Annotated in this window: 21 protein-coding genes; 15 read left to right on the top strand and 6 right to left on the bottom strand. The window is 29.6% G+C overall.

Going from position 1 to position 21650, the window contains the following annotated elements; all coding sequences use genetic code 11:
• Positions 1-42: 42 nt before the first annotated feature.
• Positions 43-858, bottom strand: coding sequence for a 2,3,4,5-tetrahydropyridine-2,6-dicarboxylate N-succinyltransferase (locus tag F7018_RS03110; protein ID WP_150898534.1), 816 nt, complete (start codon positions 856-858; stop codon positions 43-45).
• A 116-nt stretch (positions 859-974) separates the two neighbouring features.
• Between F7018_RS03110 and ruvX the strand changes: the two genes are divergently transcribed.
• The 9 genes from ruvX to F7018_RS03065 all read left to right on the top strand — a co-directional run bounded on the left by ruvX (position 975) and on the right by F7018_RS03065 (position 7613).
• Positions 975-1385 carry a Holliday junction resolvase RuvX gene (ruvX, locus tag F7018_RS03105; RefSeq protein ID WP_150898533.1) on the top strand — a complete coding sequence of 137 codons (411 nt, stop codon included), beginning with the start codon at positions 975-977 and terminating at the stop codon, positions 1383-1385.
• A 54-nt stretch (positions 1386-1439) separates the two neighbouring features.
• Positions 1440-2027, top strand: a complete 588-nt coding sequence (def, locus tag F7018_RS03100) for a peptide deformylase (RefSeq protein ID WP_150898532.1) — start codon at positions 1440-1442, stop codon at positions 2025-2027.
• A gap of 26 nt (positions 2028-2053) precedes the next feature.
• The gene (locus F7018_RS03095; protein WP_150898531.1) at positions 2054-2476 is read left to right on the top strand and encodes a DUF5606 family protein; all 423 of its coding nucleotides are present in this window, start codon (positions 2054-2056) and stop codon (positions 2474-2476) included.
• A gap of 3 nt (positions 2477-2479) precedes the next feature.
• Positions 2480-3259, top strand: coding sequence for a nucleoside triphosphate pyrophosphohydrolase (gene mazG, locus F7018_RS03090; RefSeq protein ID WP_150898530.1), 780 nt, complete (start codon positions 2480-2482; stop codon positions 3257-3259).
• Positions 3260-3394: 135 nt separating this feature from the next.
• Positions 3395-4225, top strand: a complete 831-nt coding sequence (locus tag F7018_RS03085; RefSeq protein WP_150898529.1) for a M57 family metalloprotease — start codon at positions 3395-3397, stop codon at positions 4223-4225.
• A 93-nt stretch (positions 4226-4318) separates the two neighbouring features.
• Positions 4319-5044 (top strand): (S)-benzoin forming benzil reductase, encoded by a 726-nt coding sequence (locus F7018_RS03080; RefSeq protein ID WP_150898528.1) that lies wholly within the window; start codon positions 4319-4321, stop codon positions 5042-5044.
• Between the two features lie 2 nt (positions 5045-5046).
• Positions 5047-5469, top strand: coding sequence for a hypothetical protein (locus F7018_RS03075; RefSeq protein WP_150898527.1), 423 nt, complete (start codon positions 5047-5049; stop codon positions 5467-5469).
• A 48-nt stretch (positions 5470-5517) separates the two neighbouring features.
• Positions 5518-6360: a helix-turn-helix domain-containing protein gene (locus F7018_RS03070; protein WP_150898526.1), complete on the top strand. Its 843-nt coding sequence runs from the start codon at positions 5518-5520 to the stop codon at positions 6358-6360.
• Between the two features lie 65 nt (positions 6361-6425).
• A complete protein-coding gene (locus F7018_RS03065) occupies positions 6426-7613 on the top strand; it encodes an alpha/beta hydrolase-fold protein (protein ID WP_150898525.1) in 1188 nt (395 codons plus the stop codon).
• A 71-nt stretch (positions 7614-7684) separates the two neighbouring features.
• Here F7018_RS03065 and F7018_RS03060 read toward each other — a convergent pair whose 3' ends face one another.
• Complete coding sequence (locus F7018_RS03060; RefSeq protein ID WP_150898524.1) at positions 7685-10201, bottom strand: PIG-L family deacetylase; 2517 nt, start codon at positions 10199-10201, stop codon at positions 7685-7687.
• A gap of 78 nt (positions 10202-10279) precedes the next feature.
• The gene (locus F7018_RS03055; RefSeq protein ID WP_150898523.1) at positions 10280-11707 is read right to left on the bottom strand and encodes an ATP-dependent DNA helicase; all 1428 of its coding nucleotides are present in this window, start codon (positions 11705-11707) and stop codon (positions 10280-10282) included.
• Between the two features lie 102 nt (positions 11708-11809).
• On the opposite strand from F7018_RS03055, the gene F7018_RS03050 reads away from it, so the two are divergent.
• From F7018_RS03050 to F7018_RS03035, 4 genes are all read left to right on the top strand, one after another.
• Positions 11810-12544, top strand: a complete 735-nt coding sequence (locus F7018_RS03050; protein WP_150898522.1) for a hypothetical protein — start codon at positions 11810-11812, stop codon at positions 12542-12544.
• A complete protein-coding gene (locus F7018_RS03045; protein WP_150898521.1) occupies positions 12528-13349 on the top strand; it encodes a DUF3822 family protein in 822 nt (273 codons plus the stop codon). The genes F7018_RS03050 and F7018_RS03045 overlap by 17 nt, the downstream gene beginning before the upstream one ends.
• Positions 13349-13885, top strand: coding sequence for an RsmD family RNA methyltransferase (locus F7018_RS03040; protein WP_150898520.1), 537 nt, complete (start codon positions 13349-13351; stop codon positions 13883-13885). Before F7018_RS03045 ends, F7018_RS03040 begins: the two co-directional genes overlap by 1 nt.
• 120 nt (positions 13886-14005) lie before the next feature.
• A complete protein-coding gene (locus F7018_RS03035) occupies positions 14006-14284 on the top strand; it encodes an STAS domain-containing protein (RefSeq protein WP_150898519.1) in 279 nt (92 codons plus the stop codon).
• Positions 14285-14320: 36 nt separating this feature from the next.
• On the opposite strand, the gene F7018_RS03030 is transcribed toward F7018_RS03035, so the two are convergent.
• Positions 14321-15940 (bottom strand): ABC-F family ATP-binding cassette domain-containing protein, encoded by a 1620-nt coding sequence (locus F7018_RS03030; RefSeq protein ID WP_150898518.1) that lies wholly within the window; start codon positions 15938-15940, stop codon positions 14321-14323.
• A gap of 182 nt (positions 15941-16122) precedes the next feature.
• Between F7018_RS03030 and F7018_RS03025 the strand changes: the two genes are divergently transcribed.
• Entirely contained in the window at positions 16123-17478 is a 1356-nt protein-coding gene (locus F7018_RS03025) for a TlpA family protein disulfide reductase (RefSeq protein ID WP_150898517.1), read from the top strand.
• 118 nt (positions 17479-17596) lie between these two features.
• Positions 17597-19393 carry a DEAD/DEAH box helicase gene (locus F7018_RS03020; RefSeq protein ID WP_150898516.1) on the top strand — a complete coding sequence of 599 codons (1797 nt, stop codon included), beginning with the start codon at positions 17597-17599 and terminating at the stop codon, positions 19391-19393.
• Positions 19394-19477: 84 nt separating this feature from the next.
• On the opposite strand, the gene F7018_RS03015 is transcribed toward F7018_RS03020, so the two are convergent.
• Positions 19478-20311 carry a prohibitin family protein gene (locus F7018_RS03015; protein ID WP_150898515.1) on the bottom strand — a complete coding sequence of 278 codons (834 nt, stop codon included), beginning with the start codon at positions 20309-20311 and terminating at the stop codon, positions 19478-19480.
• Between the two features lie 124 nt (positions 20312-20435).
• Positions 20436-21623 carry an efflux RND transporter periplasmic adaptor subunit gene (locus tag F7018_RS03010; protein ID WP_150898514.1) on the bottom strand — a complete coding sequence of 396 codons (1188 nt, stop codon included), beginning with the start codon at positions 21621-21623 and terminating at the stop codon, positions 20436-20438.
• Between the last annotated feature and the right edge of the window lie 27 nt (positions 21624-21650).

The raw sequence follows: 21650 nt of genomic DNA, 5'->3' as shown, positions 1-21650 counted from the left end.
AATTTCATTTGGTGTTTTTTTATACTAAATATATTGTTCGTTCTATACAGCTACATCATACTCTCTTAAAGCATCATTTAAAGAGGTCTTTTTATTAGTACTCTCTTTACGCTTTCCAATAATTAAAGCGCAAGGAACTTGGTATTCTCCAGCAGCAAATTTCTTAGTATAGCTACCAGGGATTACAACTGAACGAGCAGGTACTACGCCTTTCATTTCTACTGGTTCATCACCTGTTACATCTATAATTTTAGTACTCATAGTTAATACTACATTAGCACCTAAAACAGCTTCCTTCTCTACTCTAACACCTTCAACAACAATACAACGAGAACCAATAAAAGCACCATCTTCAATAATTACTGGAGCAGCTTGTAAAGGCTCTAAAACACCTCCAATACCAACACCACCTGATAAATGAACATTTTTACCTATTTGAGCACATGAACCAACAGTAGCCCAAGTATCAACCATAGTTCCTTCATCTACATAAGCACCAATATTTACATAACTAGGCATTAAAATAGTTCCTGCCGAAATATAAGCTCCATGACGTGCTACAGCATTTGGCACAACTCTAATTCCTTTTGCTTCGTAATTTCTTTTTAATGGAATTTTATCGTGATATTCAAAAATACCAGCTTCTAAAGTTTCCATTTTTTGAATTGGGAAATATAATACTACTGCCTTTTTTACCCATTCATTAACTTGCCAACCATTTTCAGTAGGCTCAGCAACACGTAATTCACCAGCATCTAATAAATCAACCACTTTTCTAATTGCGTTAATCGTGTTTTCTTCTTTTAATAAATCACGATTATCCCATGCTTTTTCTATAATAGATTGTAATTCTGTCATTTTTAAAATTTTCTACAAATATAAAATCTCCGTTTCAATGTAACGCGAATATACATTTTTTAAACAGATGTTTGCGCATTGTTTAAAATGCGTATTTTTGTCAAAAACAAATATATTTGGGACGAATTTTAGCCATAGATTTCGGTAAAAAAAGAACAGGAATTGCTGTTACCGATGAACTACAAATTATCGCTTCTGGTTTAACTACAGTTAATACCAATGAATTAATTACTTTCTTAATTGACTATACTAAAAAAGAAAATGTAGAATTGTTTATTATTGGTAAACCTAAACAAATGGATAATACAGATAGTCAAAGTGAAGAATTAATTCTTCCTTTCATAGAAAAACTTAAAAAATCAATCCCAACTATCCCTTTAAAAAGAGTTGATGAGCGTTTTACTTCTAAAATGGCTTTTCAAACCATGATCGATAGCGGTTTAAAAAAGAAACAACGTCAAAATAAGGCCTTAGTAGACGAAATAAGTGCTACAATCATTTTACAATCGTATTTATACAACAAATAGTTTTCTACCCAAACCATTCTTTGTATTTTTGCACTCTTAAAAATTAAAAAATACATGATTTTACCCATTGTTGCTTACGGAGATCCCGTATTACGTAAAGTAGGACAGGAAATCGATAAAGATTATCCTCAATTAGAAAAATTGATTTCTGATATGAGAGAAACTATGTATAATGCACAAGGTGTAGGTCTTGCTGCTCCTCAAATAGGAAAAGCAATTCGTCTTTTTTTAATCGATGCATCTCCTTTTGCGGAAGATGAAGAATTAGAAGAAGAAGATAGAAATGTATTAAAAGACTTTAATCGTGTTTTTATTAATGCTAAAATCATCAAAGAAGAAGGTGACGAATGGGCATTTAATGAAGGTTGTTTAAGTATTCCTGATGTTAGAGAAGATGTTTTTCGTCAAGAAACCATCACTATTGAATATCAAGATGAAAACTTTGAAAAACACACTGAAACTATCAGTGGTTTAGCTGCACGTGTTTTTCAACATGAATACGATCATATTGAGGGAGTTTTATTTACTGATAAACTTTCTTCATTGAAGAAACGATTAATTAAAAAGAAATTAGAAAATATATCAAAAGGAAAGATTAACGCTGGATATAGAATGCGTTTTCCTAATGCGAAAAGAAGATAGTCTTATAAGACTTAAAATATTTTAATATGGAATTTAACAAAATTATTGCCGTTACTGGTAAACCAGGATTATTTGAAATTTTATCACAAACTAAAACAGGAGTTATCGTAAAATCTATCGTTGATGGTAAACGTTTCCCTATTACAGCTACACATAATGTAAGTTTATTAGAGAACATTGCTATTTATACATACGAAGAAGAAGTTCCTTTAGCTAAGATTTTCAAAAACATTGCTGATAAAGAAGATAATAAAGAAGCTATTTCTCATAAAGAAAGTGCTGCTAAATTAACAGAATACTTTTCTGAAATTTTACCTGATTTTGATGAAGAACGTGTATATGCTTCTAATATCAAAAAAGTAATTCAATGGTATAACACTTTAGCTAAAGCTAACTTTGACTTTAATACTTTAGCTGTTGAGGCTGTAACTGCAGAGGAAGAAGAATAAATCATGAATAATCGTAAGGCTCAATTAGACGCATTTAATCGTTTGTTAGATATTATGGATGATCTTCGAGAGAAGTGTCCATGGGATAAAAAACAAACCTTAGAAAGTTTACGTCACTTAACAATTGAAGAAACTTACGAATTGGCTGATGCCATTTTAAACAATGATTTAGACGAAATAAAAAAAGAATTAGGCGATGTGCTTCTGCACATCGTCTTTTATGCTAAAATAGGAAGCGAAAAACAAGCTTTCGACATCGCTGATGTTGCCAACTCTATCTCTGATAAATTAATTAGTCGTCACCCTCACATATATGGTGATACTAAAGTTGAAAACGAAGAAGATGTAAAAAAGAACTGGGAAGCATTAAAACTTAAAGAAGGGAAAGACTCCGTTTTAGAAGGTGTACCTAAAAGCTTACCCGCTGTTGTAAAGGCTAACAGAATTCAAGAAAAAGTTGCTGGAGTAGGTTTCGATTGGGAAGAGCCACATCAAGTATGGGAAAAAGTTCAAGAAGAAATTTCTGAACTTAACGATGAAATCAAAAATGGAAACCAAGAGAATATAGAAAAAGAGTTTGGAGACGTACTCTTTTCTATGATTAACTACGCAAGGTTTATTAACGTAAACCCTGAAAACGCTTTAGAAAAAACAAATAAGAAGTTTATCAATCGTTTTCAATATTTAGAAAAAGCAGCAAAAAAAGAAGGAAAGAAAATTTCCGAAATGACTTTAGCTGAAATGGATGTTTTTTGGAATGCTTCAAAAAAACATTTCAAATAACACTTTAAAACTCTCGAATATTTTATTGTAAGAATTTCGTAGGAAAATCACCTTTTTTAAACAAGGGCTGTAAATCCGATTATTATATTTAGTATCTTTATTATCAAGCGATTACAAAAACTTAATATAATAATTATGAGAAAAATGCCCCCCGGCCTTCTATCATTAATTGCCGCTATGGTATTAATGGTAAGTTGTAACGAAAACGAGTTACAAAATGTGCAAGAAACACAGACCATTTCAGAAGAAATACTTCAAAAACTAAAAGACTTTAACATCAATACTCATGATGTTCAACTAGTTAAACGACATTTACCAGATGGAACTACTATAGATAGCTATCTTGTTGAAGGAGATATTTACTTAACCTACGAACAAATTATGGGATTCGATAAGATAACCAATCATTTAGGTAGAAATTATCGTACAAACAATTTAGTGACTCCAGGGACTACTATAGATATAATGGGATATACAGCTAATAACAGTTTAGGATTATCCAGTAATGAGCAAACTGCGTTAACTATGGCTGTTCAGAACTATAATGAACTCAACTTAAGTATTACTTTTAATTTAACTTTTGGAACTAATTTTAGCAACAAAGACATGGTAGTGTATGTAGATCCTTTTGTTGGTGGTTCTGGTGGTTCTGCTGGATTCCCGTCAAATGGTAATCCAAATAAATGGATAGAAATACATGGGTTATCAAATTTAAATTTAGACATTATAGAGCATGTTATTACTCATGAAATAGGACATTCTATTGGGTTTAGACATACTGATTGGCAAACAAGACAAAGTTGTGGACAAAACATCAATGAAGGTGATGGTGGCGTAGGTGCTATCCCTATACCAGGAACAACTCCAGGTTATGACCCAACTTCTTTAATGTTAGCCTGCTTTAATTCTGGTGTAACAGGAGAATTTAATAGCAATGATATAATAGCACTAAACTACTTGTATTAGTTTAACTTCATAACATCAAAACAATAAAAGCTTTCAAATATTTGAAAGCTTTTATTGTTTTGAATTGGTATTATAATCCTGTATTTTTACTTTATGGATATAATTATTATTACGGGAGGAAGTAAAGGTATTGGTAAAGCCTTAGTTGAGAAATACGCTTCTAAAAACTATAAAGTATATACACTTTCTAGAAGTATAAATAACTTAAAAAATTGCACTGAAATCTCTGTTGATTTATCAAATAATAAGGACACGCAAAAGGCTTTTTCAACATTATTAGAAGAATTAAAGAATATTGATATTACATCTATTACACTTATTAATAATGCAGGAAGATTAGGTATGATTTCAAATTTAGAAAATATTGCTGTAGATGATATTTCTAAAAGTATTCAACTAAACACCACTACTCCACTCATTTTATCAAGTTTATTTATTAAAAATCTTGAAAACTTAAATTGCAAAAAGCAAATTATTAACATTTCATCTGGAGCGGCTATGAAACCTTATGAAGGCTGGAGTGTTTACTGTACATCAAAAGCAGCAATTGATATGATGACAAAAGCAATTGCTGCTGAACAAAACGAGTTAGAAAATGGTGTAAAATGTGTTGCTATATATCCTGGTGTGGTTGATACAAATATGCAAACTACTATTAGAAGTACCGATAAAAAAGACTTTAAAAATTTGCAACGTTTTATTGATCTAAAAGAAAATAACGAGCTTTATACACCAGAGTATGTTGCGGAGTCTATTTATTCTATAGACACCTTAAACAAGCTTGAAAATGGAGATATTGTAGATATTAGAAATTTTTAATAATGAATATTTCTTTTTATAAAAAGCTAGTCATCAAAATCACGAAAGTTTTTATCGTTTCATTTACATTGATACTATGCTATTTTTATATTTCAAATAGTTATGTATTCCCATGGGAAAAGCAAAACGTCATAGAAACAACACTTGAATCGGGTGGCTTAAATAAATTACCTAATGAAATTAAAAATCTAACAATAGAAAAAAGAGGAAATCCATTTACTCGTCAATTTATAATTGAGTTTGAAGTAAATGATCCTAATGAAATAGATTTGTGGACAAAACAATCTAAAAGATTTAAAGATAATTTTCCTGAGGTAAATGGTAATCTAAAAATCTATGAAGTTTACCCAGGAGAACAAAAATCTATAGGTGGTACTGTAGAAATTCAAGGAGAGAAAGTTAGAATTAATATGAGTTGGAGCTAACACTTTCCCTTTTTATTTTTTAAAGGCTACAATTATTAAAATTGCAATATGGAAAAAGAAAGTTTTATCACTCAAAAACCCAATAATTCTCTTTTACATTCAACTATTTCTTATTATTATTTCCACAACTCATTAGTTGATACTCTTCATAAAAAGTTTATTTATTATCCAAATACCAAAAATGCGCTTACTATTTATAAAAACTCAATAGTTTCCTATAGTAAAAACAACTCTATAAGCACTCCAGAAAACAATTTTTATAGTATTCTATACTCTGGCATACAAAAACAATTTAGAACAGCAGAAATTGTTGCTCCTTTTAATAAAGTTGGTATTGTATTTCAAGAGTTAGGTATTAATCATTTTATAAATATTCCTCTTTCAGAAATCACAAATAATCCTATAGACAAATCATTTAACTATTTTGGTGATGAATTTATTCAACTATGCAATTCTATATATTCTGAGAAAAGCATAGATCAAAAAATAGATCTATTAGATGCTTTTTTTATAAAAAAACATCATCCTTTTACAGAAGAAAAGCTAGAGCATTCTATGAGCTTAATAGCTAATTCAGAAAAAAAAGTTACAATTAAAGAACATGCTAAAAAGTGTGGAGTGAGTGAGAAGACTCTTTCAAGACTTTATAAAAAACATCTATGCTGTACTCCTAAAGACTATGCTAATATTGTTCAATTTAGGAAAGCTTTAAATGACTATCTATTGTTAAATAAAAAATCTTCGCTAACAGAGCTAGCTATTGACAATAAATATTATGATCAGGCACAATTTATTAATCATTTTAAAAAATTAACCGGATTAAACCCAAAAACATTTTTTAAAAACATACAACACTTAGGATACGAAGACACTTTTTGGAACTTCAAATAGCTTATGTCCATTTTCGCCAATTTTACTTTTCTATAATTACTTTTTTTTGTCGAAAAAATAAAAACATGAAGTACATTATATCGTTCATTTTCTGCTCAATAATGAACCTTTTAGTTTATTCTCAATCACCTAAGGATACTGTTTTCAACATCCAATCTGAAGCATTCAAAGAAATTCGCGAATTCAAAGTTCATCTTCCTAAAAAAATAAAAACCAACGAACATCTTCCTGTTATTTTTGTTTTTGATGCACAATGGAATCCATACTACAAATTACTTACTTCTACTATAGATTATTTAACTGAAATTAAAGAGTTTCCTAGAAGTATTGTTGTTGGGATTAAAAATAAAAAAAGACAGTATGAATTAACACCAGCTCCTGTTAATGAAGATTGGAAAATTCCTAGCTTAGGAGGAGCTAAATTTCTTGAAAATCATCTTACTAACGAGATTATACCTTTTTTGAAAACAAAATACAATATTGCTGATTTTAGAATAGGAATAGGTCACTCGCTTGGAGGTACTTTTGTTTTAAGTAGTTTAATTAACAATCCTAAGTTATTCAACGCTTATATAGCAATTAGTCCTAACCTTCAATTAGATGATGAAGAAGTTGTTTTAAAATTTCAACGTAATATTACTAAAATTAAAAAGCTGAATAGCTATTTTTATGTTACTATGGGAACTTCAGGAAATACAGATAGTCAATTTTTACCTCCAGTAAAAAAACTAGATTCTATATTAAAATTCCATAAAAGTGAAAACTTAGATTGGAATTTTAAAATTTTAAAAAATTACAATCATGCTACTACTCCTTTGGAAAGTACTCATTTAGCTTTACAAGATTTTTCTAAGAGATGGAAAATATCTCCTAAACAAAGAGAAGAGATTATAAACAGTAAAAACGTGTTACAAAATTTCATGCTTTTTTATGAGAAACTTTCTAATTGGACTGGATATGCTGTTATTCCACAAAAACATGATTATTATAATTTTATTGCCGCTTTAGAAAAAAACAAAAAGCATAAGGACATTATAAAACTAGCTAAAAAAGCTATAGAAAATTATCCAACTGAATCGAGATACTACAATATTATTGCTGAAAACTTAATTTTAATAAATAAGAAAGCAGCAGCAAGAAAGTACTTAGAGCAAGCTCTTAAAGTTTTAGAAAATGAGTATTTTGAGTATAAGAACGATAAAAAATACTTCAAAACACTATATGTAAAAAACCTAGATAAACTTAATAATTAAACTTTTGTTCATTATATCAAATAAAAAAGCTTGCCTAAGGCAAGCTTTTTTATTTGAACGAATTATGTAATCTACATTTTTATAGTTTCTTTTTTACTTTCTTCTTTACCAACCGACAACATGTTTGCAAATAATTTATATGCTCCGGAAACTCCTGCTGGTAACTCTCTAAAGAAACTTAAACCAGTATACATATAATTTCCTTTACCATATTTAGCTATTAATAAACTTCCGGTTTTGGTTGATTCTCCTTTATCACTCATGGATAATATAGGTGTAAACTCTTTCCCCCATTGGTTTGGAAAATACAAACCTCTTTCTTGTACCCAACCATTAAAATCAGACTCAGAAACTTTATTTGGATAATTTAATATTGAATGATTTTTAGCTAACATCGTAACTTTTGCATGCTCATCAGTAACTCTATCTCTCGATAATTTTAGTTCAAAAGGAGCTTTTACATCTACTCTCCTACTAGTATTATACTGAACAATCATGTTACCACCATTCTTAACATAATCTAGTAAATATTTTTGTTTGAATTGTAATTCAGGTAATACATTATAAGCACGTATCCCTACTACTACAGCATCAAATTCTTCTAAATTCTTATCGTTAATATCCTTTGGGTTAATCTCTATAACATCATAACCAATTTGACGTAAACTTTCAGGAACAGCATCACCAGAACCTTGAATATAAGCAATTCTCTTACCTTGCTTTTTAATATTTAAACGCACCATTTTTGCTTCTGAAGGCAATAAAACTGATTGTTTTGGTATATGTTCATAATTAATTTCAACCAATTCCTTATCAAAAGACTCTCCATCTACTTTCGCAACAGCTTTTAAAACTACTTCTGATTGTGCATTTGGTGGTGTAACCTTAAAATCAACAACTTGTACATCTCCTTTTTGTTCTATATCAAAAGGAATTTCGTTAGGTGATACTTGCCATCCATTAGGCACTTGTAAAGAAACTGTTCCTTTTACATTCTTTGCTCCAGAACGTACTTCTAATGATACTTTTTGTGAATGCTCTTCTGAAAAGATCACTACTTTGTTTTTTAATTTAGTAGTTACTTTAGGAAGTATCTCAAATGGTTCATAAATTTCTCCTTTATCTCTTTGAGAATATCTGTGTACAACTGGAATTGTAAAAGACACTTCCTTATCCTCAATTAATAAATTGTACTGTACTTGAATTGGTCTCTTTGTTTCAGGATTCCCTATAACTTTTTTGTCAGCAACTTTGTACATCCCTAAATCCCAAGGAGTACTTAACCAATAAGGAGATGAATAATCTAAAGCTCCAATAGTAATATTTTCTTTGAAGTTTTTCTTTGAATTAGGTGCTAAGTCTAATCCTTTTTTAATTTCATTGCCACCTGGTAAAACTTTTATTGATGCTAATTCCATAGAAATTTTACTTCTATTTAGTACTTCAAAATTTACGTTTACCACACTATTAGGAGTTGTACTAGAACTATTTGCTGAAGCTTCTAAATATAATCCTGCACAAGCTTTGATTATAGCTTTAAGCTCTTTGCTTTTTATTTTTTTCCAGTGTTCGTCTTTTAAATTTTTAACTAACTCATATGCTTTTAATAAAGCTGGTAGATGTTTAGCAGGATTAACAAAATCAAAATTTTCTTCAACTTTATATAAAATATCTCCAATATCTCCTCCTCCTTTTACTCTATTCCAAGTAGTATTGATTCCAGAGAAAATATCTTTTTTATCTTTAGGAAAATCTCCTTTTAAAAATTCAACATATTCAGTTTGAGAACCACGAGTTGTTAAACGTCCAAATCCTTGACATAAATGCTGACTACTAGCAATAGAAGCTAACTCATTATTAGATAAACCTTTTAAAGGGTAATAAGTTCCTATATCGAAGCTTAACATTTTACTTTTATCAGCTTTTGCAAATTTCTCTCTACTTCCATAAAACCACCAAGAAGTATTGAAAAATAATCGCTTAGGCTGCCAAACACTTGTGTTTTTTAATTGGTTTGGATATTTCGTTTTATCATTGGCTAAATCAAATGCTTCTACACTTAGCATTGCTGAAGATGTATGATGACCATGTGTTGTACCTGGAGTTCTATGATTGAAACGATTGATAATTACGTCTGGTTTAAATGTACGAATAGCCCAAACTACATCGGCTAAAACTTTGTCTTTATCCCAAATTTCTAAGGTCTCATCTGGATGTTTAGAGTACCCAAAATCGTTAGCTCTTGAAAAGCGCTGCTCTCCTCCATCTACACTTCTTGCTGCTAATAATTCCTGAGTTCTTATTACACCTAACAACTCTCTTATTTCAGGACCTATTAAGTTTTGACCTCCATCTCCTCGTGTTAACGATAAATACGCTGTTCTGGCTTTTTCATGATTAGCTAAATAAGCTATTAAACGAGTATTCTCATCATCAGGATGTGCTGCTACATATAATGCAGAACCTAAAAAATTAAGTTTCTGTATTTTTTCATAAATCTGATTTGATGATAGTTTTTGAGGTTTTTGTGCTAATATTGATAGGGATATCAATAAAAAAGAAAAACAAAAAAGTGTTTTTTTGTACATTTTTAACGTTTTGATTGGCTAACAAATGTAACTTTTTTAGTTTGAGATTCTATCAAATTAACAAAACGCTAACATTTTTTAACTCAAGAAATACTCATCCTTAAAACCTATTAGATATAATTTTTCTTGAGCTCTTGTAACTGCTGTATATAACCATCTTAAGTATTCAACACTTGGTCCATCTGGTAAATAAGGTTGTTCTATAAAAACAGTATTCCATTGCCCTCCTTGCGATTTATGACAAGTCATAGCATATGAAAATTTAACTTGTAGAGCATTAAAATACTTGTTCTTTTTTACCCCCATAAACTGTTTATATTTTGATTTTTCGTGAGCAAAATCCTCTTTTACCGCTTCATATAACTTATTAGATTCTTCATATGTTAATGAAGGACTTTCACTAGAAAGTGTATCTAAAAGTAAAACTGTGTCAAAAGGTTTCATATCAGGATAATCAATCATACGAATCTCAACTTCAGCAAATTTAAACCCATATAATTCCTTAATAGAATTTATACGCATTACTTCACAAATATCTCCATTGGCTATAAATCCAGCAGAAGAAGAATCTTTTAACCAGTAGTAATTATTTTTTACCACCATTACATAATCTCCTGTAGAAATTTCATTCTCTTGCCCTCTAATTCTGGTTCTAATTTGTTCATTATACTGATTAGCTCTTTTATTAGATCGAACTATAATTGCGGTATCTTCAACTCCTAAATCACCATCGTATGCCATAGTTATAGCATCTTGTATATCATAACTATCTTCTAAACGAATAATGTCTGCGAAGTTTAAATCAAACTTAAAATGAGTTGCATCGTTTTGTACTAACAAACGTAAATCGGTAGCATTTGCTAATATTCCCGAATCTTCTTGTTGCCTAACTACTTCATCTAATTCAATTTCCGTTACATCTTTATTATATTGAAACGAAAGATTATCTGCCTCTAAAGCTGGGCTCACTGTTAATTTTACAGGAGGTAACTGTGCAGTATCACCTATAAAAACAATTTTACAGTTTTTACCGGAATATACATATGATATTAAATCATCTAACAATGAACCATTTTCAAATAGTTTTGCATTTTGTCTATCGTCAGAAATCATAGAAGCTTCATCTACTATAAATATAGTATTAGAATGCTTATTGGGTTGCATAACAAAACTTACTCCTCCATTACTTTGCTTCTTTGGAAAATATATTTTTTTATGAATTGTAAATGCCTGTCTTTTAGAATAACCTGCAATTACTTTTGCAGCACGTCCAGTTGGAGCCAATAGCACTGCTTTTTTTCCTGCTTTCCATAAATTATGAACTACAGTACTAATAATTGTTGTTTTTCCTGTTCCTGCATAACCTTTTAGTAAAAAAAGGGCGCGATTATTGCTATCAAAAATAAAATGCGTTAACGTATCTAATAATTCCGTTTGTTTTTGAGTAGGCTCGTACGGAAATTTTTGTAATATTTCTTTATAAAAATTGGGTGCTGATTCTATCATATTTCAAATAATCGTCAAAGATAAATGTATTTATAGATAATTATTTTCATGATTGAAAAAAAATTGTAGATTTGCGTATATCATATATTAAAAACAAAAAAAATGAATTTATTATTAATGATTTTGGCAGCTGTTGTGGTTGCAATTCTTTTAGCTTTTCTTGTTGTTAAGTTTGTACCACTGAAAATGAGATGGTTAATTTCTATATTACTATCAGCCGCTGCTGGTTTTTTAGTATATTTAATTTATGGAGGTATTATGGAACCTATTAATTTTGCGAAAGACAAAAAGGTGAAATATGCTAAAGTTATTGAGAATTTAAAGTTAATTCGTGATGCAGAGGTAAAATATAAAGAAGTTCACAAAGTTTATACGGATAGTAAAGATTCTTTAATCAACTTTATAGAAAACGGAAAATTAGCTTTAACTGAAACTAAAAATGTTGAAGAAAAAGTAGACCGTGGAGGAGGAATTTTTATTACTATTTCAAAAAAACAAATTGATACTATTGGTTACGAACCTGTAGCAAAATACTTTGAAGGTAAAGATTACAAAGGAATGTTTAAAGTTCCTGGTACTGATAAAGAATTTCAGATAGCTATTGGTAAAGTAGAAAAAGTAGCTGGTTTATTAGTTCCTGTATTTGAAGCTAAAGCAGACAAAGCTTCTATCTTAAAAGGAATGAGTCCTTCATTAGTAAAGCAAGAATTAGAAGCTATAGAAACTGACCAAATTAAAGGTGAATTTGTTTCTGTTGGATCTTTAGAAGAAGTAACTACTGGTGGTAACTGGCCTCCTTACTACGATAAAGCTGAAGCACTTGCAAAAAAAGAGTAAAAAAATAAGCGCCTTAGCGCAACATAAAAACCTATCCATCCAATTTAGTTTGGATGGATTTTCTTTTTGTATCTCTAATTCAGATACTAAAGACCCTATTGTTTTTACACAATATATTTTTGACAAACCTTTAGCTTCTCCAGAAGTTTTATTAAATGAAGTCATCAATATTTTTGCTACAGATAAAGATTTACAGCAAGATTTCACTTCTATCTTTGCAATACACCAAAATAATTTATCTACACTAGTACCAGATAGATATTTTGATAAAAACAATTTAGACTCTTATTTAAAATATACAGTAAAAACACTTTCTACAGATTTAATTGCATATGATTCTATAGATAAAATGAATGCTCATACCGTCTATATCCCCTATGTAAATATTAATAATTATTTATTCCAAAACTTTGGAGAGTTTGAATTCAAACATCACTCTACTGTATTAATCAATAAACTTTTAAAACAAGTAGGAAATAATTTAGAAGATTCTTTTTACGTACACGTATCAGTTAATCAATTAGATATTGTAGTTTTTGAAAAAAATTCTTTAAAGCTTTATAATTCATTTTCTTTTCAAACAAAAGAAGACTTTATCTACTATATATTGTTCACTGCTGAACAATTAGAAATGGATCCTAATGTTTTTGAATTGAATTTTATAGGAGATATTGAAAAAGAATCAGAATTATATGATATTACTTACAATTACGTTCGTAATATTAATTTTATTAGCTCAAAATCAGGTTTCTTCACGAATACTACAGATTTTTTAACACACACTAATTTTATTCTAATATCCTAATGCGAATTATTTCAGGAAAATATAAAAGCAAGCGAATTTCTGCTCCTAAAAACTTACCTGTTCGTCCTACGACTGACATGGCTAAAGAATCTTTATTTAACATCTTAAATAATTTATATTATTTTGAAAATATTTCTGTAATAGACCTATTTGCTGGTACTGGGAATATTAGTTATGAATTTGCTTCTAGAGGGACTGAAACAATATATGCAGTAGATGCTAATTATGGATGTATAAAATTTATAAATCAAACTTCTAAAGAACTTGATTTAAATATAAATACCTACAAGAGTGACGTATACAAATTCTTAGAAAAAACACCTTTAAAGTCAGATGTTGTTTTTGCAGATCCTCCATACGACTTTGAAGCTTCTCAATTTTTAAAAATAGTTGATTTAGTTTTTGAAAAAGAGCTTTTAAATGAAGATGGAATTTTAATTGTTGAACATTCTAAGCACACTGACTTAACAGAACATCCTAAACATAGTTATGACAAACGTTACGGAGGGAATGTTTTTAGCTTTTTTGAGCTATAAAAGTTAGTTTAACTGTAAAAACTTACCAATTATCTTAGGATAACTCCCTTTTATCGAAAAAAGAAGAATTAAAGTATTAATAACCTTAATTTAAATCTCGCATAACATAAAACTTATAATATGGGATTTAAAATTACACATTCTGATGGGCATTTGCATTTAAATGGGGAATTAAATCTAAATAACCTCTCTTTTGTAAAAAAAAATGTAAACTCTTACTTTAAAAAAAATGAATCGATTGTTTTAGACATCGACAATGTAACAGCAATTGACCCTCATGGTATAGATTACATTATTAAATTATATCAAAAAGCTAAGGCTTTAGAAAAGAAGTTTCTTTTTTACGGAAAAGGTTCTAGAGATATTATTGACGAATTACAATATAGAAATATTGAATAGAAATAAAAAAGAGAGCTATTTAGCTCTCTTTTATCTTTATGAATACATCTTGTTTCTTAATTCTTTTACTTTAGGATCAGCTAAGTAATCGTCAAAAGTAGAATATTTGTCAATTACTCCTTTTGGGGTAATTTCTATAATTCTATTTGCTACTGTTTGTGCAAACTCGTGGTCATGTGTTGAAAACAACACAGTTCCTTTAAAGTTTATTAATGAATTGTTCAATGCTTGAATCGACTCTAAATCTAAGTGATTTGTAGGTTCATCTAACATTACAATATTAGCACGAGTCATCATCATTCTAGATAGCATACAACGTACTTTTTCTCCTCCTGACAGTACGTTACTCTTTTTTAATGCCTCTTCACCTGAAAAAATCATTTTCCCTAAGAAACCTCTTAAAAAGACTTCTTCTCTCTCCTCTTCTGTTTTAGCATATTGACGTAACCAATCTACTAAATTCAACTCTCCATTTTGAAAGAAACTAGAGTTATCTGCTGGTAAATATGATTGCGTTGTAGTAACTCCCCAAGAATATTTTCCTGTATCTGCTTCTTCATTTCCAGAAATAATTTGATAAAAAGCTGTTACCGCTTTTGAATTTCTAGAGATAATAGCGACCTTATCTCCTCTATTTAAGTTGATATCTACATTAGCAAATAAATCTTCTCCTTCAAAAGACTTTGATAATCCTTCAATATTTAAAATTTGATCTCCAGCTTCTCTATCTCTTTCGAAAATAATTGCAGGATAACGACGTGAAGAAGGCTTAATTTCATCTACATTTAGCTTCTCTATCATTTTTTTACGAGAAGTTGCTTGCTTAGATTTAGCCACATTGGCAGAAAAACGACGAATAAACTCTTCTAATTCTTTCTTTTTATCTTCTGCTTTTTTGTTTTGTTGAGCTCTTTGTTTAGCTGCTAATTGAGAAGATTCATACCAGAATGTATAATTTCCTGAATAATGATTGATTTTTCCAAAATCTATATCAGAAATATGCGTACATACCGCATCTAAAAAGTGACGGTCATGCGATACTACGATTACAGTATTTTCATAATTTGCTAAAAAGTTTTCTAACCAAGCAATAGTTTCAAAATCTAAATCGTTCGTAGGCTCATCCATTATTAGTACATCTGGATTTCCAAATAATGCCTGAGCTAATAATACACGTACTTTTTTCTTAGAATCTAAATCTGCTAATAATGTATAATGATCTTCTTCTTTTATTCCTAAGTTAGATAACATTGTTGCTGCTGAAGAATCTGCATTCCATCCATCCATTTCTTCAAAACGAACTTGTAATTCTCCAATTTTCTCTGCATTTTCATCAGAATAATCAGCATATAAAGCATCTATTTCAGATTTTATTTTATATAACTCTTTATTTCCTTTCAAAACAGCTTCTAAAGCAGTAAACTCATCAAAAGCATAATGATCTTGAGTTAAAACTGACATTCTTTTCCCTGGCTCTAAATGAACATGTCCAGATGTTGCTTCTTGTTTTCCTGATAAAATCTTTAAAAAAGTAGACTTCCCTGCTCCATTTGCTCCGATAATTCCGTAGCAATTTCCCTGAGTAAATTTAGTATTTACTTCATCAAATAAAACACGTTTACCAAACTGAACTGATAAATTAGAAACTGTTAACATTTATATTTTTTTAAATTTCCGTGCAAAAGTAAAAAATATACCAACGCAAAAAGAATTTGCAAGGAAATATTTAACATCTTACTTTTGACGCTTTTAATTCTTTTAACAACGAATTAACAGCTTGATTATATAGAGATGTCTATTTTTGAATACTATATCTTTATCAAGATAACAACAAAAACATGACTAGAAATTTTATATACATAATTTTAATCATATTTATTGGATGTAAAGATTCAAAAACCCCAAAATCAACCTATTTTGGTGGTAAAATCATTAATCCAAAGTGTAGTTACGTTATACTTTCTGATAATTACAATTTTAATGACACTATTTATCTAAAGAAAGATAATAGCTTCATTGGTAACTATAAAAATTTAAAAGAAGGTTTATATTTCTTTACTCATGGTCCTGAGCACCAATATATTTATCTAGAACCAAAAGATAGTTTACTTTTCCGTTTAAATACTTGGGACTTTGACGAATCATTAGTTTTTAGTGGTGAAAATGCTGAACGTAATAATATTCTAATTGAATCTTTTTTACAGACAGAACAAGAAGATAAATATATTTCTAAATTCTATAAATTACCACAAGAAGATTTCTTAAAGAAAATCGATTCTCTTAAACAAATTAGACAAAAAATTATTGATAATTATATAAGTAAAAACAATAACTTATCTGAAAAATTTACCGAGATACTTAATATTGCTTTATTATATCCTGTTTATAATTATAAAGAAAAATATGCTATACACAATTATGAAAAAGAAACACCAGAAAAATTAGTTGATTCTTATTTCGACCATCGTAATAATATAAGTGTTAAAAAAGACTCTTTAATTTTTTATGGTCCATATTACAGGTTTATAAAAGATAAGTTATATAATGATGTTCACCTTAAGAAGTTAAATTCTGATCCGAAGAACTTTACTAGTGATTTATTAAAAAATATTGATTCTGAGATTTCTTCTGAAGAAATAAAAAACAAACTATTATATAATACAATGGTTCGTCATTTCTTCAAAAACCCTGAAGATAAAAATGAAGCCTTTTTTACTTTCTTTAAATTGAATACAGACATTGACCAGAAAAAGAATATTCAACGACTAAAAAACGACCTTAAAGTGTTGAATAATGGTGAAAAAATCCCTTCGTTTAATTTAATTGATGCTACAGGAGAGCTAAAAAGCATTTCGAAAATAATAAAAGGAAAGAATGCAGTTTTGTTATTTAAAAACTATAAGTATGCATCTGATGAATGGGTGTCTTCTCGTATCAATTACTTAATCAAAAACAATCCTAATATAGAATTTGTTGTTGTAAACTTATGTAGTGATTTTAAAAGGTATACCAAAAACGTAGACATTAAATATCAATATACTTTACCTGCTAAGAGTGCTGTTTGTAATTTTTCTTCAAGTAAATTCCCTCGTATGCTACTAATTGACAAGAATGGTATCATTGTTAATGGATACACAAGTTTGTCAGCAAAAGATATAAACCTACAAGTCAACAACTTACAAAAAACAAAATAACACACTATAATTCATTTATTTAGTGTACTTTTGCGCCGTCCAAAATCTCACTAAGAGATATTTTATATTAATTTAGAATTCGCGGAGGGGCATCTGTGAGTTCTCTAAAAACCACAGTATGTCAAAATTTTTAGATTTAGGTTTAAAAGAACCTATCAATAAGGCTTTAATGGATTTAGGTTACGAAAATCCAACCGTAATTCAAGAAAAAGCAATTCCACAAATTATTTCTTCAAAAGAAGATTTAAAAGCATTTGCGCAAACAGGTACAGGAAAAACTGCTGCTTTTAGTTTACCTATTATAGAATTAGCTGATCAAACAAGTTTAAATACTCAGGCTATTATCCTGTCTCCTACTCGTGAATTAGCTGTTCAAATAGGTAGAAACATTGAAGATTTTTCAAAATACTTACCTAACTTAAAAGTAGCTACTGTTTATGGTGGTGCTAATATCGAAGAACAAATTAAGAAACTTAAAAGAGGTGTTCAAATTGTAGTTGGTACTCCAGGAAGAACTGTTGACTTAATTAAAAGAAGAGCTTTAAAACTTGGAAATGTTCAATGGTTAGTACTTGATGAAGCTGACGAAATGTTAAACATGGGATTCAAAGATGAGTTAGATCAAATCTTAGAAACTACTCCAGAAACTAAACAAACGTTATTATTCTCTGCTACTTTCCCAAGAGAAGTTGAAGCAATAGCTCGTAATTATATGTCTAATCCTGCTGAAATTACTTCAGGACAAAAAAATCAAGGATCAGACAATGTTAGTCACGAATATTATTTAGTAAATGAAAAAACTCGCTACCCTGCTTTAAAAAGAGTAGCTGATTTAAATCCAAATATTTACGCTATTGTATTTTGTAGAACTCGAAGAGAGACACAAGAAGTTGCAAACAACTTGATTCGCGATGGTTATAATGCCGATGCTTTGCATGGTGACTTATCACAAGGGCAACGTGATAGCGTTATGGATAAGTTTCGTAAAAAAACTATTCAAATATTAGTAGCTACAGATGTTGCTGCTCGTGGTTTAGATGTAAACAACCTAACACACGTTATCAATCATAAGTTACCAGATCAAATAGAAAATTACAACCACCGTAGTGGTAGAACTGGTAGAGCTGGTAATAAAGGAGTTTCTATTGCTTTAGTTAGCAGAAAAGAGCAAGGAAGATTACGTCCTATTGAGCGTATTCTTAAAAAGAAATTTATTCACACACCTGTACCTTCTGGTAAAGAAATATGCCACAATCAATTATTTCATTTAATTGACAAAGTTCATAATACAGAAGTAAATACTGAACAAATCGATGGTTTCTTACCTAGTATTTATGAAAAACTAGAAGGATTATCTCGTGAAGAATTAATTCAGAAATTTGTTTCTTTAGAATTTAACACCTTCTTATCTTACTACGAAAATGCTCCTGATTTAAATAATTTATCATCAAGAGAAAATTCAAGAGGTAGATCTACTAATGAGAACATGACTCGTTTCTTCATTAATTTAGGTAGAAAAGACAAATTAAACCCAGCTAAATTAATAGGTTTAATCAATGATCAGAACATTACTGATAAAATTGAAATTGGAGCCATTGATATTTTAGATACCTTTTCTTTCTTCGAAATTGATAAGAATTTTGAAAAGGAAACTTTAGATACTTTTAGTGCTAATAATCCTGATTTTAACGGTAGAACTGTTAATATTGAAATTACTAAATCTGACCGTGGTGGTAGAAAACCTCGTAGAAATGGAGGTGGTAAATTTAGCGGAAAAAGAAGAAGTAGCGACAATAGAGATAATAACAAAGGTGGATTTGGTAGAAGACGTAATAATGACAATGCTAATAATTCATCAAGAAGAAGTAACAATAGAGCTTCTGCTGGATTTGGAAGAAAACGTAGAAGAGATTAATTCCATATCATATATACATAAAAAAACAGCTCAAATGAGCTGTTTTTTATGATTTATAATTATAGTTTTTAGTTCCAAAAACTACTATTGATTCCCTAATATTATTGGCATTCCGCTTTTACCAGCTCCAATTAACACCACTTTACTATTAGGTGATTCTGATAATTTTAAAGTAGCTTCTATTCCTTTTTCTTGTAAAATCTTATCTGTTAACGAAGCACTTAAAATTTTATTCGCAATGGCTTTACCTTCTGCATCAATTTTTTGTCTTTCAGCTTCTTTCTTTGCCTTTGCTAATCTAAACTCATATTCTAAAGATTCTTGCTCTTGCTTTAACTTTGTTTCAATTGCTGTTCTAATCGTATTAGGTAATTTTACATCTTCAACTAAAACTCTTTTTACGATTAAGAACTGATCTTTTAAAACTGTTTTTACTTCATCTAAAATTTCTTGTTCAATTACATCTCTTTTACTTGAATATAATTGTTCAGGAGTATAACGTCCAACTACACTTCTTGCTGCTGCATTAATTGCTGGGTCTAACAATTCACGCTCGTAATCTTCTCCTTTTGTTTTAATTAACATTCCTAAGTTATTAAACTCTGGTTCATACCATATTGTTCCATTAACTTTTACTTCTAATCCATTTACAGAAAGTACATTCATTTCGTCTGATACCGATTGTTGACGTACTTTTCTTATAATCATCTTATTCCAAGGGGCTACAATATGAAATCCTTCTCCATATGTTTTCTCTGTATTAATACCATCTCCTAAAGTTTCAAATATAACTCCTCCCTCTCCAGGTCCTATTGTTACTGTTGATTTAGAAAATATAATAATTACTACAACGGCAATTATACCCAGTAAAAAAAGCCCTTTAGGTAATTGTAAATCTAATTGTTGTCTATTATTCATGTCTGTTTTTATTTATATCAAAAATACTGAATTAATTCTCTAAACTGAACAACTGTATGCTTTAAAAGAATATTTTATTGAGGTGTCTTAGTTAATATTTCTAAAACACCTCTAAAATTCTTATTTAGTGTGCATGTCCATCCATTCCACCTCCTTGTTGTAACAATTTCCCTTTTAAGAAATGAGCTCCTTTCGAAACTACCTTTATATTATAATTGTTATTCTGAATCGTTTTTATCTCTGTAAAACCATTATCTGTATTACCTAACGTAACTTCTAAAGGGATAAAGTCTTTATTATTTTCTGACATGAAAATAAAATTTTCTCCTTCATTATCTATAATTGCTTCCTCTGGAACTGCGAATACCTCATTACCATCCAATAAAACTTGTGCATTGATAAACATTCCAGATTTTAAACGGTTTTGTTCGTCTTCAAAATGCCCATGAACATTTACTGTTTTAGTCTTATCATCTACTTTTTGGCTTATTAATTTTATATAGCCTTCATAAGAAACATCTAATCCTGAAGGTTTAAAAATAAAAGTATCTCCTTTTTTAACTTTTATAATATCAGTTCCAAAAACATTCAATTCAGCGTGCATATGATCGTTATCTATAATCTCCATCATTTCACTGTTGGCTGCTAAGAACATCCCTTTATTTAAATTGTTTTCAACAATATACCCCTCAATTGGTGCTTTTATATATACATACTGTTGAATTCCATTTTTAGCTACAGTTTGCGGCGATAATCCAGCCATTTTTAATTGAGAGGCATAACTACTAGCTAAACTCTTTGCTGAACGATAAATCCCTTCTGTTATTTGAAATGATTTCTTAGAAGTTATATCGTTTTCTAGCAACATTTTTTTACGCTCATAATCAGCTTTGGCTACATTTAATTTATTAATCGCTTCTAAGTATGCATATTGTAAATTGATAAAATTAGGATGCTGTAATACAGCTATAGTTTGTCCTTTACGGACCCTATCCCCTGGCAATAAATCTGTTTTAAATACAAAGGCTTCCATAGGTGCATATACAGTTGCTTTACTTTGAGGTGGTACCTCTATTGTTCCCGTTACTTCTATTCGATCTCTAATTTTCTTTTTACCAATACTTTCAACCTTAATTTTTGCCGTTTCAAATTGCGCTTCTGTTAAATGTATCTCATTTTCATTATGATTGTCCTTTACTGAAGATGACTTTGCTCTTTTGTTTTTATCTTCTTTAGCATAATCATGTCCTGAATGATCTTCTTTACAACTAATGGTTATTATTGTAATTAATATTAAAATGATTTTTTTCATATTATAATGTCTTTTAACTCTATAATT

Source organism: Tenacibaculum aiptasiae, from assembly GCF_008806755.1.
Lineage (GTDB): Bacteria > Bacteroidota > Bacteroidia > Flavobacteriales > Flavobacteriaceae > Polaribacter > Polaribacter aiptasiae.
The sequence above is the reverse complement of the archived record's forward strand: the minus strand, read 5'-3'. Positions and strand labels throughout refer to the sequence as shown.

What these genes read in the sequence shown, in the direction of transcription:
- F7018_RS03110 (WP_150898534.1), bottom strand. Translation starts at nt 858, where the DNA reads ATGACAGAATTACAATCTATTATAGAAAAAGCATGGGATAATCGTGAT.
- def (WP_150898532.1), top strand. Translation starts at nt 1,440, where the DNA reads ATGATTTTACCCATTGTTGCTTACGGAGATCCCGTATTACGTAAAGTA.
- F7018_RS03095 (WP_150898531.1), top strand. Translation starts at nt 2,054, where the DNA reads ATGGAATTTAACAAAATTATTGCCGTTACTGGTAAACCAGGATTATTT.
- mazG (WP_150898530.1), top strand. Translation starts at nt 2,480, where the DNA reads ATGAATAATCGTAAGGCTCAATTAGACGCATTTAATCGTTTGTTAGAT.
- F7018_RS03085 (WP_150898529.1), top strand. Translation starts at nt 3,395, where the DNA reads ATGAGAAAAATGCCCCCCGGCCTTCTATCATTAATTGCCGCTATGGTA.
- F7018_RS03080 (WP_150898528.1), top strand. Translation starts at nt 4,319, where the DNA reads ATGGATATAATTATTATTACGGGAGGAAGTAAAGGTATTGGTAAAGCC.
- F7018_RS03075 (WP_150898527.1), top strand. Translation starts at nt 5,047, where the DNA reads ATGAATATTTCTTTTTATAAAAAGCTAGTCATCAAAATCACGAAAGTT.
- F7018_RS03070 (WP_150898526.1), top strand. Translation starts at nt 5,518, where the DNA reads ATGGAAAAAGAAAGTTTTATCACTCAAAAACCCAATAATTCTCTTTTA.
- F7018_RS03065 (WP_150898525.1), top strand. Translation starts at nt 6,426, where the DNA reads ATGAAGTACATTATATCGTTCATTTTCTGCTCAATAATGAACCTTTTA.
- F7018_RS03060 (WP_150898524.1), bottom strand. Translation starts at nt 10,201, where the DNA reads ATGTACAAAAAAACACTTTTTTGTTTTTCTTTTTTATTGATATCCCTA.
- F7018_RS03055 (WP_150898523.1), bottom strand. Translation starts at nt 11,707, where the DNA reads ATGATAGAATCAGCACCCAATTTTTATAAAGAAATATTACAAAAATTT.
- F7018_RS03050 (WP_150898522.1), top strand. Translation starts at nt 11,810, where the DNA reads ATGAATTTATTATTAATGATTTTGGCAGCTGTTGTGGTTGCAATTCTT.
- F7018_RS03040 (WP_150898520.1), top strand. Translation starts at nt 13,349, where the DNA reads ATGCGAATTATTTCAGGAAAATATAAAAGCAAGCGAATTTCTGCTCCT.
- F7018_RS03035 (WP_150898519.1), top strand. Translation starts at nt 14,006, where the DNA reads ATGGGATTTAAAATTACACATTCTGATGGGCATTTGCATTTAAATGGG.
- F7018_RS03030 (WP_150898518.1), bottom strand. Translation starts at nt 15,940, where the DNA reads ATGTTAACAGTTTCTAATTTATCAGTTCAGTTTGGTAAACGTGTTTTA.
- F7018_RS03025 (WP_150898517.1), top strand. Translation starts at nt 16,123, where the DNA reads ATGACTAGAAATTTTATATACATAATTTTAATCATATTTATTGGATGT.
- F7018_RS03020 (WP_150898516.1), top strand. Translation starts at nt 17,597, where the DNA reads ATGTCAAAATTTTTAGATTTAGGTTTAAAAGAACCTATCAATAAGGCT.
- F7018_RS03015 (WP_150898515.1), bottom strand. Translation starts at nt 20,311, where the DNA reads ATGAATAATAGACAACAATTAGATTTACAATTACCTAAAGGGCTTTTT.
- F7018_RS03010 (WP_150898514.1), bottom strand. Translation starts at nt 21,623, where the DNA reads ATGAAAAAAATCATTTTAATATTAATTACAATAATAACCATTAGTTGT.